We start from the raw sequence: 16,472 nt of genomic DNA on the forward strand, positions 1-16,472 counted from the left end.
TTAAGAATCTAATGCGGGGGGGATAATTGTGCATAATAATATATATGAAGATATCTCAAAAAGAACTCAGGGAGATATATACATAGGGGTAGTAGGACCAGTTAGAACTGGTAAGTCTACATTTATAAAAAAGTTTATGGAACTTCTTGTTCTTCCTAATATTGAAAATGACTACAAAAGAGAAAGGACAAGAGACGAACTTCCACAAAGTGGTACAGGAAAGACAATAATGACTGTAGAACCAAAGTTTGTTCCAGCAGATGGAATAGAAATAAAACTTAAAGAAAAACTTAGAATGAAAGTAAGAATGGTAGATTGTGTAGGATATTTGGTAGATGGAGCATTAGGACATGAAGAAGAGGGAAAAGAAAGATTAGTATCTACTCCTTGGATGGAAAAGCAAATTCCTTTTGAAATGGCTGCAGAAATAGGAACTAAAAAAGTTATAAATGAACATTCTACAATAGGAGTAGTAGTGGTAACAGATGGTAGCATAACAGGAATAGATAGAAGAAGTTATATACCATCTGAAGAAAGAGTCATAAACGAATTAAAAGAATTAAATAAACCTTTTACTATAATACTAAATACAACTCATCCTAATGGTGAGAATACTTTAAATCTAAAAAGAAAATTAGAAGAAAAATATGAAATGCCTGTGCTTCCTGTAGATATATTAAATATGGATTTGAAGAATGTAGAAAATATAATGGAAAGTATATTATTTGATTTTCCATTAAGAGAAGTAAATATAAATTTACCAACTTGGGTAGAAGGGCTTGAAAAAAATCATTGGATTAAAAGCAATATAATTAAAACAATAAAAGACAGCTTAGAAGATATAAATAAAATAAGAGATGTTGAAAATATTGTAAATAGATTTCATGATATGGAATTTTTAGAAAAATGTTATTTAGATGATGTAGGATTAGGGGAAGGAATAGTAAATGTAAAATTGGAAACAAGACAGGATTTATTTTATAATATTCTTGAAGAAAAAACTGGATTTAGAATTGAAGGAGAGCATCAATTACTTAATTTGATTTCTAAATTATCTAAGATTAAAGGAGAGTATGATAAAGTAGAAACTGCATTAAACGATGTTAGAACTAAAGGATATGGATTAGTTCCACCATCACTTGATGAATTAACACTTGATACTCCTGAAACTGTTAAAAAAGGAAATCAGTATGGGGTAAAACTTAGAGCTAAAGCTCCATCAATTCACTTAATTAGAGCCGATATTGCTACAGAAGTATCACCTGTAGTTGGAACAGAAAAGCAAGGAGAAGAACTAGTAAAATATTTATTAGAGGGATTTGAAGAAAATCCAGAAGCAATATGGCAATCAAATATTTTTGGAAAATCATTACATGATTTAGTAAAAGAACAGCTTCAAAATAAACTATTTATGATGCCAGAAGATGTAAGAGTTAAAATGCAAAAAACACTTCAAAAAATAATAAATGAAGGTAGTGCTAATTTAATAACTATAATATTATAAATGTAGATTGTAAGGAGCTTATTTATAAGTTCCTTTTTTCTTGACTTTTAATAAAATGTTGATATAATTTTATAATTAGAAGGGTTTAGAGTGGATGTTCTATTCTAAGCCCTTTTTCCAATTGTATAGAAAATTATGGATTTTTCTTAAATGTTAAATTATTAAAAGGATAAATAAAGTTTTTGAAGAATTATTAATTTATATAGAGGTGAGTTTTTTGGCTAAAATGAAGGCAAGAAAAAAGAAAAAAAAGAAAATTAGATTTAATTATGTTATAATTTTAGGTGTTTTTTTATACATACTATTTAAATTGATTAATAATTTATCTAATTTTACAATACCAATAGTAACTGTAGAATATGGAAACTTAACAGAAACTATAGAAAAGACAGGAGTAATAATAAGAAATGAGAAACTTATTTTTTCGAAAGCATCTGGAAAAATAAATTACTTTGTCAATGAAGGTAAAAGAATACCAAAAAATGAAAAAATTGCAGAAATAGAAATAAAAAAAATAGATTCTAAAGTTAAAGAAAAGCTAGATACATTAAATAGAAGAATTGAAGGTATAAAAACAAATAGAGATGAAGAAATTTTAAAAAAAGATATAGAGAAAATAGATAATAAAATAAAAGTTTTAAGGTCAGAAATAAAAAATAAAATAGTAGATGGGGATATAGAAAACATACAGAATTTAAAAGAAGATCTTTATTATTTTATAGATAAAAAAAGCTTGATTTGGGGAGAAAAAAGTATTGTAGGAAAAAATATAAAGACTTTGGAAGAAGAAAAAGCAATTCTTGAAAATAAAATCAATAGTTCAGTGAATACTATTTTAGCTGATGAAACAGGAGTTATTTCTTTTAATGCGGATGGGCTTGAAGATATCCTTAAAATTTCTTCTTTAGATAAATTAGATTCAGAATATTTATCTAAAGTTAAAAATAATAAAAATGAGATAAATAAAGAGAAAGACACTGTAGAAGTTGGAGATCCCATTGCAAAAATTGTGAATAATCATATTTGGTATATTGCTGTTATATTGGATAAAGATGAAAATGATAAATTAAAAATAAATCAAAAAGTTAAAATTATAAAAGATAAAGAAGTTTTTACAGGAACAGTTATATACTTATATAAAGATAAATTAGGAAAATATATTGCAGTATTTGAAATAAATGAAGAAAAAGTAGATTTTTATAGTAATAGAGTTAGTAACTTTAAAATTATATATAAACAAATAAATGGTATAAAAATTCCTAAAAATGCTATTATAACTAAAGAGGGTAAAAGGGGAGCTTATGTGCTTTCAGAAACTGGAAATGCTATTTTTAAAGAATTAAAAAGTATTCTAGGAGAAAATAGTGAGTACGTTGTTTTAAATTATAGAGACATCAAAAAAAATAGAATTGATACTATAGATTTATACGATGAGCTAATTCTAAATCCGAAAAATATTAAAGAGGGTCAAAAAATAAGGTAGGTGTAGGTATTTTGAATTATATAAAAGAAAATTTAAATAATGTATTTAAAGATATTGAAGATGCTTGTGTTAAAGTAAATAGAAATAAAGATGATATTGTTTTAATAGGAGTTACAAAAACAGTAGATATCCCTATAATAGAAGAAGCAATAAAAAACGGAATAAAGCATGTAGGAGAAAATAAAGTCCAAGAGTTGGTAAAAAAATATGATCTAATAGGTAGTAAAGTAAAATGGCATCTTATAGGAACTTTACAGACTAATAAAGTTAAATATATAATTGATAAGGTAGATATGATACATTCATTAGATAGAATTTCATTATGTAAAGAAATTAACAAAAGAGCTGAATCTATAGATAAAGTAATAGATTGTCTTGTTCAAGTAAATATTTCAAAAGAAGAGAGTAAGCATGGTATTTATAAAGAAGATGTTATTGAATTTATAAAAAATGTATCTAATAAATTTAATAATATAAGAATAAAAGGACTTATGACTATGGCACCATATGTTGATAATCCAGAAGATGTTAGAATATATTTTAGAGAGTTGAAAGATTTATCGAATGAAATAAAAAAATTAAACTTAGAGAATGTATATATGGATTATTTATCTATGGGGATGAGTAATGATTTTAAAGTTGCAATAGAAGAAGGAGCAAATATGATTAGAGTTGGAACTTCTATATTTGGGAAAAGAAATTATATGAAATAGGAGGTATAAATATGTCGGATAAATTTGTAGATAAAGTAAAAAAGTTTATGGGATTTGAAGAATATGAAGAAGAGGAATATGAAGAAGAGGAGCATGAAGAAGAAATTATACCCTTTAATCAAAGAACAAGTTCTAAAATAAATAATAAAATAGTTAATATACATGCTACTACTCAAATGAAAGTAATGATACATGAACCTCAAGAATATGATGAGGCAGCATCTATAGTAGACAATTTAAAGAATAGAAAAGCTGTTATTGTTAATCTTGAAAATATAGAAGATGTAGAGCTTGTTAAAAATATATTTCATTTTATAAGTGGTGCTGTTTATGCTTTAGATGGGAGTATTCAAAAGGTATCTAAGGGTATATTTATATTAGCTCCTAGCAATATAGATATAGATGGAAATATAAAAAAGGAGCTTGAGAACAAGGGATTATTTCCATGGCAAAAAGAAATCTAAAAGGAGAATAAATTATGTGGATTATAATTAAAGCATTAGGTTATTTTGTTGAGTTTTTAGAACTTATGATTTTAATCAGAGTAATTATGTCTTGGGTTCCAAATGCTAGATATTCTAGATTTTATGATATTGTTTATTCATTAACAGAACCAATACTTGGACCTGTTAGAGATTTAATGTTTAGATATTTAAATACAGGGCCAATAGATTTTTCACCAATAATTGCATATTTTTTAATAAAAATTGTATATCAAGTATTAGTTAGAATATTAATAGGAGTAGCTTTTTAGATGATAGATAAAGAAAGACTTACAAATCATATAAAAGATTTAGAACTTAAAAATACTATGTATAAAGTAATAGATAAAGCTATAGGTGTAATAAAAAATCATGATTATAGATGTACTGACTTTTTAAATCCATATGAAATAAAAAATGCAGTATCTGTATTAAACTATATAGATGATGTAAAATATTTTATATATGGAGGATATGAAGAAGCAGAAAGAAAGGTAGTATATATATATCCTTATTATGTATTTGAGCAAGATTTAGACATACCTATAAAGGTTTTGGAGATAACAGGCAATTTTAAATTTAAAGAAATATCTCATAGAGATTATTTAGGAGCTATATTAGGTCTTGGTATTAAAAGAGAAAAAATTGGAGATATATTAATACATAAAGATTTTTGGCAAGTAATAGTTAAAAAAGATATATGTGATTTTTTGTTATTGAATTTAAATAAAGTCGGAAATAATAGTGTGAAAATAAAGGAAATAAACTTTTTAGATATAAAGTATTCTGAACCAGAATATAAAGAAGTGAGTTTTACAGTTTCTTCACAAAGGTTAGATTGCATAATATCAGGTATATATAACTTATCAAGACAAGAGAGTACTAAGCTTATATCATCTCAGAAAGTTTGTATTGATTTTGAACCTATAAGTTCAGCTTCTAAAGTTGTAAAAGAGGAATCTTTAATATCTGTAAAGGGAAGAGGAAGAGCTATAATATCAGAAATAGGAAATTATACTAAAAAAGGACGAGTAAAAGTCAAGGCAAAAATAATACTATAGGAGGTTTGGGTATGATAACTCCATTAGACATAGAAAATAAGGAATTTAAAAGAAGCTTAAGAGGATATAAAGAAGAGGAAGTAGATGAATTTTTAGATGAAGTTAAAGAAGATTTTGAAAAGTTATATAAAGAAAATATAGAATTAAAAGATAAATTAAATATGCTTAGTGAACAAGTTAATAAATATAAAAATATTGAAGATACATTAAAAAACACTCTTATAATTGCTCAAAATACAGCTGAAGAAGTAAATTCTAATGCATCAAAAAAAGCACAGCTAATAATAGATGAAGCAGAACTTAAAGCTAGAAAAATAATAGAAGAGGCAAATAATCAAGTTATAGAAATTAGAAAAGAATATGAAGAAACAAGAAAGTCATTTAAGTTATTTAGAGGAAAGTTCAAAGCACTTCTTGAAAATGAAATAAAGACTATAGATGAAACATTTGATGATATAGATTAATAAAAAAATATTGACCAAATTAAAAATTTATTATAAAATGCTAATAAATCTTTTAAAAGTTTTAAATAATTAAATATTTTTAAAAGCTATGAAAGGGAAGAGTATATTTTAGATGATTTTACAGAGAGCTGACATTTGCTGAAAAGTCAGTAAATCTATAAAATAGAAAATCACCCTTGAGCTGTAGGCTGAAAACAATAGTGATTAAGCTGAGCCGGCAAAGCCGTTAAATTTAATGAGATACCATATTTAAAACAAATTTTATGTTATTAATTATATATTTAAGATATGGTAATTAGGGTGGTAACACGGGTATTAACCTCGTCCCTTTATAGGGTCGAGGTTTTTTTGTGTAAAATAAAAGTTAATTGGACAATAATAAATACATAAGAAAGGGTGAAATACATGAAGAAATTTAAATCATTAGCCAATTCAGTTGTGGAAAGTGAAAAACAAATATCTGATTTTTGGAAAGAAGTAAATATATTAGAAAAAACATTAGAGCATGGGAAAGATAAGCCTTCTTTTGTATTTTTCGAAGGACCTCCAACTGCAAATGGAAAACCTGGAATTCACCATGTTATGGCTAGAACTCTAAAAGATTCTGTTTGTAGATATAAAACTATGAGTGGTTATCAAGTAAAAAGAAAAGCAGGATGGGATACTCATGGTCTTCCTGTTGAAATAGAAGTTGAAAAGCAGTTAAATCTTAAAGATAAGCAGGCAATAGAAAATTATGGTATAGACAAATTTAATGAAAAATGTAGAGAATCAGTTTTTTCATATGAAAAGTTATGGAGAGAAATGACAGAGCGTATGGCTTATGAAATAGACCTTGATAATCCATATATAACACTTGACAATAACTATATAGAAAGTGTTTGGTGGATACTAGATAAGTTTAATAAAGAAGGATATATATATGAAGGTCATAAAATACTTCCATACTGTTCAAGATGTGGAACTGGACTTGCTTCTCACGAAGTTGCTCAAGGATATAAAGAAGTAAAAACAAATACAGTTATAGTTAAATTTAAGAGAAAAGATGTAGATGAATACTTTCTTGTTTGGACAACAACACCTTGGACATTACCATCAAATGTTGCACTTACTGTTAATCCTAATGAAACTTACTTAAAGGTTAAATATAATGATGAAGTATATTATGTAGAAAAAAATCTATCTTCAAAGGTCATTGATGGAGATTTTGAAGTTTTAGAAGAATTTAAAGGTAAAGATTTGGAAGGAATAGAATATGAACAAATTATGCCATTTGTAAAGGCTGATAAAAAAGCTTTCTTTGTAACTTGTGGTGATTATGTAACAACAGAAGATGGGACAGGTATAGTACATACTGCTCCTGCTTTTGGTGAAGATGACTATAATTTAGGTAGAAAATATAATCTTCCTGTACTTCAGCCTGTTGATGAAACTGGAAAGTTTACAGCTACTCCATGGGAAGGTAAGTTTGTAATGGAAGAAGGAGTAGATGTTGAAATTATAAAATGGCTTCACGCAGAAGGAAAACTTTTCAAAAAAGAAAAAGTGGCTCATAATTATCCACATTGCTGGAGATGTTCAACTCCTCTTTTATATTATGCTAAGCCTAGTTGGTATATAGAGATGACAAAGCTTAAAGATAAGCTTATAGAGAACAATAATACAGTTGAGTGGTATCCTTCATTTGTTGGAGAAAAGAGGTTTGGAAATTGGCTTGAAAACTTAAATGATTGGGCTATATCTAGAAGTAGATATTGGGGAACTCCTCTTAATATTTGGACATGCGAATGTGGACATAAAGAATCTATAGGTTCAAGAAAAGAACTTGTAGAAAAAGCTATAGAAGATATAGATGAAACTATAGAACTTCATAGACCTTATATAGATGATGTTCATATAAAATGTAGCAAGTGTGGAGAAACTATGACTAGAGTTAAGGATGTAATAGATTGTTGGTTTGACAGTGGAGCAATGCCTTATGCTCAACATCATTATCCTTTTGAAAATAAGGAAAACTTTGATGAATTATTTCCTGCTGACTTTATATCTGAAGGAATAGACCAAACTAGGGGATGGTTCTATTCACTACTTGCAATATCAACTTTTGTAAAAGGGAAAGCTCCATATAAAAGGGTATTAGTTACTGACTTAATACTTGATAAAGATGGTAAAAAGATGTCTAAATCTAGAGGAAACACTATTAATCCATTTGAATTATTTGATAAATATGGTGCAGATGTTTTAAGATGGTATTTACTTTATGTATCACCACCATGGACTCCAACTAGATTTGATATAGATGGACTTAAAGAAGTTCAAAGTAAATTCTTTGGAACTATAAAAAATGTATATAACTTCTTTACTTTATATGCAAACACAGATGAAATAAATCCTACTGATTTCTTTGTAGAATATAAAGATAGACCAGAGCTTGATAGATGGATTATATCTAAATTTAATAATTTAAAAGCAAAAGTAGAAGAATATTTAAGTGTATTTGAATTAACAAAAACAGTTAGAGATATTCAAGAATTTGTAAATGAAGATCTTTCAAACTGGTATATAAGACGTTCTCGTAGACGTTTCTGGGCTACTGAGCTTACTGAGGATAAAAAAGCAGTTTACAATACTACTTATGAAATATTAGTTGGAATATCACAAATGGTAGCTCCATTTGCTCCTTATATTTCTGAGGAAATATACAAAAATCTTACTGGTGAATTCTCAGTTCATTTAAGTGAGTATCCAAGAGCTAATAAAGAATTAATAGATTTAAAAGTAGAGGAAAAAATGGACTTAGTTAAGAACTTAGTTACTCTTGGTAGAGCATCAAGAGAAACTGTAAGAATAAAGGTACGTCAACCAATACAAAAAGTTTTAATAGATGGTAAATATGAAGAATTAATAGATGATCTTGTTCCACTAATTAAAGAGGAACTAAATGTTAAGAATGTTGTATTTGCTAAGAACTTAAATGAATATATGAACTTTAGCTTAAAGCCAAACTTCAAAGTTTTAGGGCCTGTACTTGGACCTAAGCTTAAAGCATTTGGTAAAGCTTTATCACAAGTTGATGCATCAGTTGTAGTTCCAAAATTAGAAAATGGAGAAAGTGTAGTTGTAGATATTGAAGGTGAAGAATTTGAAGTTACAAAAGATCATGTTTTAGTAACTATTTCTGCAAAAGAAGGATTTAATGTATCTATGGAAAATAATCTATTTGTAATTTTAGATACAACTCTTACAGAAGAGCTTATAAATGAAGGATATGCAAGAGAGTTTATATCTAAAGTACAGCAAATGAGAAAGAATAATGATTATGAAATGATGGATAATATAAAAATTTATTTCAGTGGAGATGAAGTTATATCTAAAGCTGTTGAAATTCATAGAGACTATATAATGAGTGAAACTTTAGCAGTAACTTTAGATGAAGTTTCTGATGATGGCTTTGAAAAACATAATTTAAATGATCATGAAACTGGAATTAAAATAGAAAAAGTAAATTAGTAAAAGTGCTCCTTTCATGGAGCACTTTTTTCTGCTAAAATAAATAAAGTAAAAATATTATAATTAGGAGGAATAAAAATGAATAGAATTGGAATAATAGGGGCCATGGATGAAGAAGTAGATATACTCAAAGAATTAATGAATATAGAGGAAACAATAGAAAAAGCTTCTTTAAAATTTTATGTAGGAAAACTAGAAAATAAAGATGTTGTTTTAGTAAGATGTGGAATAGGTAAAGTAAATGCTGCACTTTGCACTCAAATACTTATAAGTGAATTTAAAGTTGAAGCTGTTATAAATACAGGAGTTGCAGGAGCACTTCATGATGAACTTGATGTATTTGATATAGTAATATCTACAGATACTCTTCATCATGATTTTGATACAAGCGTATTTGGATATGAATTAGGTATAATTCCTAGAATGGAAACTTCTATATTTAAAGCAGATGATAGACTAATTGATGTAGCCTATAATTCAAGTATTAAAAATGTTAAAAATCATAAGGTATTAAAAGGAAGAGTTGTAACAGGAGATATATTTGTTAGCAGTAAAGAATTAAAGGATAAATTAGTTAATAAGCTTAATGGATATTGTGCAGAAATGGAAGGGGCTGCTATTGGACATACTTGTTTTGTAAATAATGTGCCATTTGTAATAATAAGAGCAATGTCTGATAAAGCAGATGGAAGTGCTGATGTTACATATGAAGAATTTGTTCAAGAAGCAGCACATAATTCAAAAGATATAGTACTTAGCATGCTAAAAAATATATAAAAGAAAGGCTGATATTAAAAATCAGCCTTTCTAAACTTTAATCTATATGATATTTATAAGGATAAATATCTTCCACTTTTTTACCTAGTTTATTGGCAAAATCATATGGATTGAATTCATTTATGATTTTTCCATCTTTATATATTTTTGTGTTCCATACTTTTCCATCTTCTCTAAGTAAAATCTCAGCTGGATATACACTTCCATCATCAAATTCAATTCTTCCTTTTTTCCATGGCATAAAAAATACCTCCTTTAATAAGTTATATATATTTTTTCACTTATTTTATTAAATATTACTACAAAAATATGGAGATAAGGTTTCATCATATTTATTAGTAATACATATATTTTAAAGAATGAAAATATTAAATAATTATTTAAAAGATGGGAGAGAAATAAGAATGTATGATAGAACTTTATTAAAGAGAATTTATAATTCTTTAAATGAAATTTGTAAAGATAATAAAATAACAAAAGTTAATAAAATAACTTTTGTTACTAGCATGGATAGTGATTTAGATGAGGTTAATATATGTGATTATTTTTCAAAAAATAATAGTGAACTAATAGGAAATTGGACTGATATTAATATAAAAAGAGAAAATTTTGAACAAAATATTGCTATTATTCATAGTATAGAAGGTGACAATAAATAATATTTGAATGAACTATAAAAAAGATATATAATTATATATATCTTTTTAAAAATTTGATAAAATTAAAGTGATGATTAAGAGTAGTAAATATAAATGAAGTTACAGCGATTTAGGGATGGTGTGAGCCTAGAACTGATGTTTATATTGAATGGACTTATGAGCTTAAATCTGAAATAACAGTAAGGTTTAACGGATATCCACCGTTATAGGATAAAGTGGACATTTGTCAACTAGAGTGGTACCGCGGGAATTAACTCGTCTCTATATTAATAGAGACGAGTTTTTGTTTTATAAATATAAGTTTAACAGGAGGTTTTAACTAATGAGTGAAAAAAAAGTAATATTAAGTGGAGTTCAACCATCAGGGAAATTAACACTTGGTAATTATATAGGAGCAATAAATAATTGGGTATCTCTTCAAGAAGAATATGATTGTTATTATTTTATAGCAGACTTACATGCAATTACTGTACCTCAAGAAGCTAAAAATTTAAGAAAAAATTCAATAGAAGCTATTGCTCAATATATAGCAAGTGGGTTAGATCCTGATAAGAATACGATATTTATGCAGTCACATGTAAGTGCTCATGCTGAACTTGCTTGGGTATTAAACTCTATAACTTATATGGGAGAACTTAATAGAATGACTCAATTTAAAGATAAATCTAAAAAAAATGAAGCAAATTTAAATTCAGCTCTTTTTACATATCCTACATTAATGGCAGCTGATATATTACTTTATCAAGCAGACTTTGTTCCTGTAGGAGAAGATCAAAAACAGCATTTAGAGCTTGCTAGAAATTTAGCGCAAAGATTTAATAAAAGATATAGTGAAACTTTTAAAGTTCCTAAGCCATATATAGCTAAAGTAGGAGCTAGAGTAATGAGCCTTCAAGAACCTACAAAGAAAATGTCAAAATCAGATGAAAATGAAAATGCATATATAGGAATGGTAGAAGAACCTGATTCAATACTTAGAAAAGTAAAAAGAGCAGTAACGGATTCAGTTGGAATAGTAAAATATTCTGATGAACAGCCAGGAATTAAAAACTTAATAGATATTTATTCAAAACTTTCAGGAAAGACTACAGAAGAAATTGAAGTAATGTATGAAGGAAAAGGGTATGGAGAATTTAAAAATGATGTGGCTGAAGTTATAATAGAGAGTTTAAGACCTGTAAGAGAAAAATATAATGATTTATTAAATAATAAAGATTATTTAGAGAAAATCTATGCTCAAGGTGCAGATAAAGCAGAAAGAGCTGCTAGAAAAACATTAAGAAAAGTTTACAAAAAGGTAGGATTTATACCAAGGAAATTTATATAGTATAACAAAAGACTGTTGTTTTGACAACAGTCTTTTATTTGAGTAAATGCATAAAGGAATATTTTGTTAAAAAAATGAATATGCTAAATGAAGGAATAAATTGTATAAGAAGGTATGTAATGTTTTAAAATAATTTGGTTAAAATATAGAAATAAATTATATGTTTTTTTATAATGAATAGGAAATTATAATCCTTTTTATAAAATATTGAGGTGAAAAATTTGAAATACAAAATAACCCCGTATCAATTTTTTATAATGATGATTCTTTTGCCTTATGGTAGTGCAATTCTTTTTTTCTTAGTTCCAGAAACAAAACAAAATGCATGGATAGCAATGCTTTTTTATTCATTGGTAGGGGTTATTTTACAGCTTATATATATAACATTATATTATAAATATCCTAAGGACACCTTAGTTGCTTATATGCCAAAAATTTATGGCAAATTTTTAGGTAATATTTTAAGTATAGTTTATATATGCTATTTTACATATATAGCATCAAGAGTACTAAGAGATTATGAGGAAATGATATTTAATACTAGATTAAATGATACTCCAACATTTTTTATAGGTATGTTTTTTATTATAGTTATAACTTACGGAGTATATGAAGGAATTGAAGTTATAGCAAATCTTTCACAGTTATCATTTATAATATTAATTTGTATGCCGATTTTAGTATTTATAGTTGCGCTATTTACAAAAGATTTATTTACAGTAAATAAGCTTAAACCTGTTCTGGAAAATGGTTTTTCTGAAGTAATAATAAAGGGGTGGCCTCTTATAGCATTTCCCTATGGAGAAGAAATTGTATTTACTATGTTTTATCCTTGTGTTTCCAAAAATTATGAAGTTATAAAAATAGCTGTAGTAGCTGTTCTTATTGAGGGGATTATATTATCATTAAATATTGTATTGTTTATAGGAGCACTAGGCTTAGAAACAGCAAGCTCAGCTGTTTCACCTTTTTTAGAAACTGTAAGTGTTTTAAAGGTAGGATTTTTAGAAAGACTAGATACTGTATTTGTTGTTACATTAGTTATTGGAGGCTTTTTTAAAATTTCAATTTTTATGTATGCTGCACTTCTTGGTACATCTCAAATTATTAAATTAAATAATACAAAAACATTAGCGATTCCATTTGGTATTATTGTTTTGTTTTTATCAATGATTATAGCAAGAAACTATTTTGAACATATAAAAATAGGACTTGAATTTGTAGTTAAATATATACACATACCTTTACAGGTTATTGTTCCTATTTTTACATTGCTATTATCTTATGTTAGGCAATTTTATAATAGTTATAAAAATAATATATAAGACCTTATACATACTTTTAAAATTTTAAAGTATTTTTTTGAAATAATATTTCATAAATAATTATTTAAAGCAGGGGGAAAAATAATTGAAAGAAGAAAGATTAGATAGAATAGAAAAAAAATTAGACAAAATAGCCCAAATATTAGATAAAAGTAGATTAAAAGAATATATAGATTTAATGAATAACCCATATAGACTTATTTATATTAATTTTATAGCTGGACTTGCTAGAGGTCTTGGAACAGCTATAGGGCTTACTCTTTTAGCAGCTTTAGCTTTTTATATTTTAAGAAGTTGGGTAAATTTACCTTTAATAGGCGAGTATATAGCAAAACTTCTAGACATTATTGAAAATTATAGATAGGAGGAAATTATGAATAATATAGATTTAAACTACTATAAAGAAATTCTTTTAAAGGAAAAAGAAAAAGTTACAAATTTAGTAGATAAAATTGATGATAATACAGTTTATGGAGATAATAGTACACGTTCTAGTATGAGAGAAAACACAGGAGAATTATCAGGGTATGATAATCATCCGGCAGATATGGGAACAGAAGTATTTATGGCAGAAATAAACATGAATTTAAAAGATAATGAAAAAGATAGATTATATCAAATAAATGCAGCACTAGATAGAATAAATAATGGAACTTATGGAATTTGTGAAAAGTGTAAAAAAGAAATAGAAGAAGAAAGACTAGATATAATTCCAGAGAGTTCTTTGTGCTCAAGTTGTTCAAATGAATATGATAAAATTTATAAAAATCAAGATTATAGACCTATTGAAGAAGAACTTTTAAATAAGAATGATTATTTTTATAGTGATATTCTTGAAGATTTAGCAGATTTAAATAGAAATGAAGAACATGATCAAGTAGAAGATGGCTTTTAAAATGCTGTGGAAAGTATCCATGGCATTTTATTTTGTGGTATAATTTTATGGACTAATTTATTAGGGGGTTATATACGTGAATATAATATTAATTATACTTTTAATAGGACTAGATCAAATAACAAAATATTTTGCTTTAAAGTATTTATCTCAAATAGGTTCTATTAGTATTATTGAAAATATTTTTAATCTTACATATGTAGAGAATAAGGGAGCTGCTTTTGGAATACTTCAAAATCAAAAATGGTTTTTTGTTTTAGTTGCTACATCAGTAGTTATATTTATTTTATATTATTTATTTTATAATAAAAAATTAAGTATTTATACTAGAATTTCTTTAATATTAATTTTATCTGGAGCAATAGGTAATTTAATAGATAGAGTAAGACTTAATTTTGTAGTTGATTTTTTTGATTTTATAATATGGCCTGTTTTTAATATGGCTGATATATATGTTGTAGTAGGAGGAATATTACTTTCATATACTATAATTTCAGGAAAAGAATAGGAGGAATTTATGGAGGAAAAAGAATTTATAGTTCTAGAAGAAGATGAAGGAAATAGATTAGATGTTTTTTTATCAAATGAACTAGGAGAAATGTCAAGATCATACATACAAAAGTTAATAAAAGAAGGAAATGTATTTGTTAATAATAATAAAGAAAAGCCTAGGTATTTAGTAAAAGAAGATGATAAAATTAAGATAAATATACCAGAACCTAAAGTTTTAGAAGTTTTACCTGAAGATATACCTATAGATATAGTATATGAGGATGATGATGTTTTAGTAGTAAATAAACCTCAAGGTATGGTTGTTCATCCAGCTCCAGGAAATTATACAGGAACTTTAGTAAATGCTATTTTATATCACTGTAAAGATAATTTATCTTCAATAAATGGAGTAATAAGACCAGGTATTGTTCATAGAATAGATAAAGATACATCTGGACTTTTAATGGTAGCTAAAAACAATAATTCACACAACTTTTTAGCAGAGCAGTTAAAAGAGCATAGTATAAATAGAAAATATGAAATGATATGCCATGGGGTTTTAAAAGATGATAATTTAACTGTAAATGCTCCAATTGGAAGACATCCTGTTGATAGATTAAAAATGGCTGTAGTACCTAATGGTAAAAGAGCTGTAACTCATTTTAAAGTAATTAAAAGATTTGAAAAATACACTCATGTACAGGCGCAACTTGAAACAGGAAGAACTCATCAAATAAGAGTTCATATGTCACATAATAGACATCCTTTACTTGGAGATCCTGTATATGGACCTAAAAACTCTAAATTTAATTTAAATGGACAAGTTCTGCATGCAAGAACTTTAGGATTTATTCATCCAAAAACTAAAGAATATATGGAATTTAAATCAGAACTTCCAGATTATTTTCAAAAATTATTAAAAATACTTGATTAGAATTTTTATAAATGATATAATTAATTAGAAAATTAAAGACCTTTAATTTCAGTCCAGAGAGGCTGGCAAGGATTATACTTAAAGTTTTTATAGTGGTACTATAACTTCTTGCCGTCTTGCAAGAAGTTTTTTTTATAATGAATAGGAAATTATAATCCTTTTGAATTGTGGATAAATATAATTTTCGTTATGAATTTTAAGCAACGGAATTCGTTAGAATTCGTTGGCGCCATGAAATTTCAAAAAAGTCTACATTTAAAATCTTTAGAATGAAGACTTTTTTATGGAGGTGTAATTCTTGAAAGAAAAAGCTAAATTAATGGATGAAAAAGCAATAGGAAGAGCTATAACTAGAATAAGTCACGAAATTATAGAAAAAAACAAAGGAATAGAAGATGTAGTTTTAGTTGGAATAAAAACTAGAGGTGTTCCACTAGCTAATAGAATCGGTAAAAAAATAGAATCTATAGAAGGAAAAAATGTTAATGTAGGTGAAATTGATATAACCTTATATAGAGATGACTTAACTAAAGAAGACTTAAATCCAATAGTTCATGGATCAAATATAGATTTTGATATAAATGATAAAAAAGTTATTTTAGTAGATGATGTTTTATATACTGGAAGAACTGTAAGAGCTGCAATGGATGCAGTTATGGATATAGGAAGACCAAAAGCAATACAGCTTGCAGTACTTGTAGATAGAGGACATAAAGAACTCCCTATAAGAGCTGATTATGTGGGGAAAAATGTTCCAACATCAAAAAGTGAAATTATAAGTGTGAATTTAAATGAAATTGATGGTCAAGATTATGTTTCTATAAATGAAAAGTAAATAATCTAGAT

At 26.6% G+C, this 16,472-nt stretch carries 18 protein-coding genes and 2 other annotated features; of the genes, 17 read left to right on the plus strand and 1 reads right to left on the minus strand.

From position 1 onward, the window contains the following. The first annotated feature begins 28 nt into the window (after positions 1 to 28). The 9 genes from spoIVA to BUA77_RS01735 all read left to right on the plus strand — a co-directional run bounded on the left by spoIVA (position 29) and on the right by BUA77_RS01735 (position 9,994). Positions 29 to 1,504: a stage IV sporulation protein A gene (gene spoIVA / locus BUA77_RS01695; RefSeq protein WP_072886682.1), complete on the plus strand. Its 1,476-nt coding sequence runs from the start codon at positions 29 to 31 to the stop codon at positions 1,502 to 1,504. Between the two features lie 226 nt (positions 1,505 to 1,730). After that, on the plus strand, positions 1,731 to 2,987 hold the full coding sequence (locus tag BUA77_RS01700) for an HlyD family efflux transporter periplasmic adaptor subunit (RefSeq protein WP_242939066.1): 1,257 nt from the start codon (positions 1,731 to 1,733) through the stop codon (positions 2,985 to 2,987). Positions 2,988 to 2,998: 11 nt separating this feature from the next. Further along, positions 2,999 to 3,700: a YggS family pyridoxal phosphate-dependent enzyme gene (locus BUA77_RS01705; RefSeq protein WP_072886684.1), complete on the plus strand. Its 702-nt coding sequence runs from the start codon at positions 2,999 to 3,001 to the stop codon at positions 3,698 to 3,700. 11 nt (positions 3,701 to 3,711) lie between these two features. Next, positions 3,712 to 4,164, plus strand: coding sequence for a cell division protein SepF (locus tag BUA77_RS01710; RefSeq protein ID WP_072886685.1), 453 nt, complete (start codon positions 3,712 to 3,714; stop codon positions 4,162 to 4,164). A 14-nt stretch (positions 4,165 to 4,178) separates the two neighbouring features. Beyond that, complete coding sequence (locus BUA77_RS01715; RefSeq protein ID WP_072886686.1) at positions 4,179 to 4,454, plus strand: YggT family protein; 276 nt, start codon at positions 4,179 to 4,181, stop codon at positions 4,452 to 4,454. Next, positions 4,455 to 5,243, plus strand: a complete 789-nt coding sequence (locus BUA77_RS01720; RefSeq protein ID WP_242939065.1) for a YlmH family RNA-binding protein — start codon at positions 4,455 to 4,457, stop codon at positions 5,241 to 5,243. Between the two features lie 11 nt (positions 5,244 to 5,254). Further along, positions 5,255 to 5,707 carry a DivIVA domain-containing protein gene (locus BUA77_RS01725; protein WP_072886687.1) on the plus strand — a complete coding sequence of 151 codons (453 nt, stop codon included), beginning with the start codon at positions 5,255 to 5,257 and terminating at the stop codon, positions 5,705 to 5,707. Positions 5,708 to 5,786: 79 nt separating this feature from the next. Beyond that, positions 5,787 to 6,039, plus strand: a binding site (T-box leader). Between the two features lie 73 nt (positions 6,040 to 6,112). Next, positions 6,113 to 9,217: an isoleucine--tRNA ligase gene (gene ileS / locus BUA77_RS01730; RefSeq protein ID WP_072886688.1), complete on the plus strand. Its 3,105-nt coding sequence runs from the start codon at positions 6,113 to 6,115 to the stop codon at positions 9,215 to 9,217. 78 nt (positions 9,218 to 9,295) lie between these two features. Next, positions 9,296 to 9,994, plus strand: a complete 699-nt coding sequence (locus BUA77_RS01735) for a 5'-methylthioadenosine/adenosylhomocysteine nucleosidase (RefSeq protein ID WP_072886689.1) — start codon at positions 9,296 to 9,298, stop codon at positions 9,992 to 9,994. Positions 9,995 to 10,031: 37 nt separating this feature from the next. Here the strand turns inward: BUA77_RS01735 and BUA77_RS01740 are convergent, their stop codons facing one another. Beyond that, entirely contained in the window at positions 10,032 to 10,235 is a 204-nt protein-coding gene (locus BUA77_RS01740; protein WP_072886690.1) for a hypothetical protein, read from the minus strand. 163 nt (positions 10,236 to 10,398) lie between these two features. Here BUA77_RS01740 and BUA77_RS01745 point away from each other — a divergent pair, with 163 nt between their 5' ends. From BUA77_RS01745 to pyrR, 8 genes are all read left to right on the plus strand, one after another. Further along, positions 10,399 to 10,653 carry a hypothetical protein gene (locus BUA77_RS01745; protein WP_072886691.1) on the plus strand — a complete coding sequence of 85 codons (255 nt, stop codon included), beginning with the start codon at positions 10,399 to 10,401 and terminating at the stop codon, positions 10,651 to 10,653. A 61-nt stretch (positions 10,654 to 10,714) separates the two neighbouring features. Continuing rightward, positions 10,715 to 10,919, plus strand: a binding site (T-box leader). A 56-nt stretch (positions 10,920 to 10,975) separates the two neighbouring features. Beyond that, positions 10,976 to 11,980, plus strand: coding sequence for a tryptophan--tRNA ligase (gene trpS / locus BUA77_RS01750; protein ID WP_072886693.1), 1,005 nt, complete (start codon positions 10,976 to 10,978; stop codon positions 11,978 to 11,980). Between the two features lie 221 nt (positions 11,981 to 12,201). Next, entirely contained in the window at positions 12,202 to 13,305 is a 1,104-nt protein-coding gene (locus BUA77_RS01755; RefSeq protein WP_072886694.1) for a GerAB/ArcD/ProY family transporter, read from the plus strand. Positions 13,306 to 13,390: 85 nt separating this feature from the next. Further along, on the plus strand, positions 13,391 to 13,669 hold the full coding sequence (locus BUA77_RS01760) for a DUF5665 domain-containing protein (RefSeq protein WP_072886697.1): 279 nt from the start codon (positions 13,391 to 13,393) through the stop codon (positions 13,667 to 13,669). Positions 13,670 to 13,678: 9 nt separating this feature from the next. After that, positions 13,679 to 14,200, plus strand: coding sequence for a TraR/DksA C4-type zinc finger protein (locus BUA77_RS01765; protein ID WP_084605398.1), 522 nt, complete (start codon positions 13,679 to 13,681; stop codon positions 14,198 to 14,200). Positions 14,201 to 14,276: 76 nt separating this feature from the next. Next, positions 14,277 to 14,708 carry a signal peptidase II gene (gene lspA / locus BUA77_RS01770; RefSeq protein WP_072886699.1) on the plus strand — a complete coding sequence of 144 codons (432 nt, stop codon included), beginning with the start codon at positions 14,277 to 14,279 and terminating at the stop codon, positions 14,706 to 14,708. Positions 14,709 to 14,717: 9 nt separating this feature from the next. Further along, positions 14,718 to 15,626: an RluA family pseudouridine synthase gene (locus BUA77_RS01775; RefSeq protein WP_072886701.1), complete on the plus strand. Its 909-nt coding sequence runs from the start codon at positions 14,718 to 14,720 to the stop codon at positions 15,624 to 15,626. A gap of 298 nt (positions 15,627 to 15,924) precedes the next feature. Next, a complete protein-coding gene (pyrR, locus tag BUA77_RS01780; RefSeq protein WP_072886703.1) occupies positions 15,925 to 16,461 on the plus strand; it encodes a bifunctional pyr operon transcriptional regulator/uracil phosphoribosyltransferase PyrR in 537 nt (178 codons plus the stop codon). Positions 16,462 to 16,472: the final 11 nt, after the last annotated feature.

The sequence above is a fragment of the Tepidibacter formicigenes DSM 15518 genome (genome assembly GCF_900142235.1).
GTDB lineage: Bacteria > Bacillota > Clostridia > Peptostreptococcales > Peptostreptococcaceae > Tepidibacter > Tepidibacter formicigenes.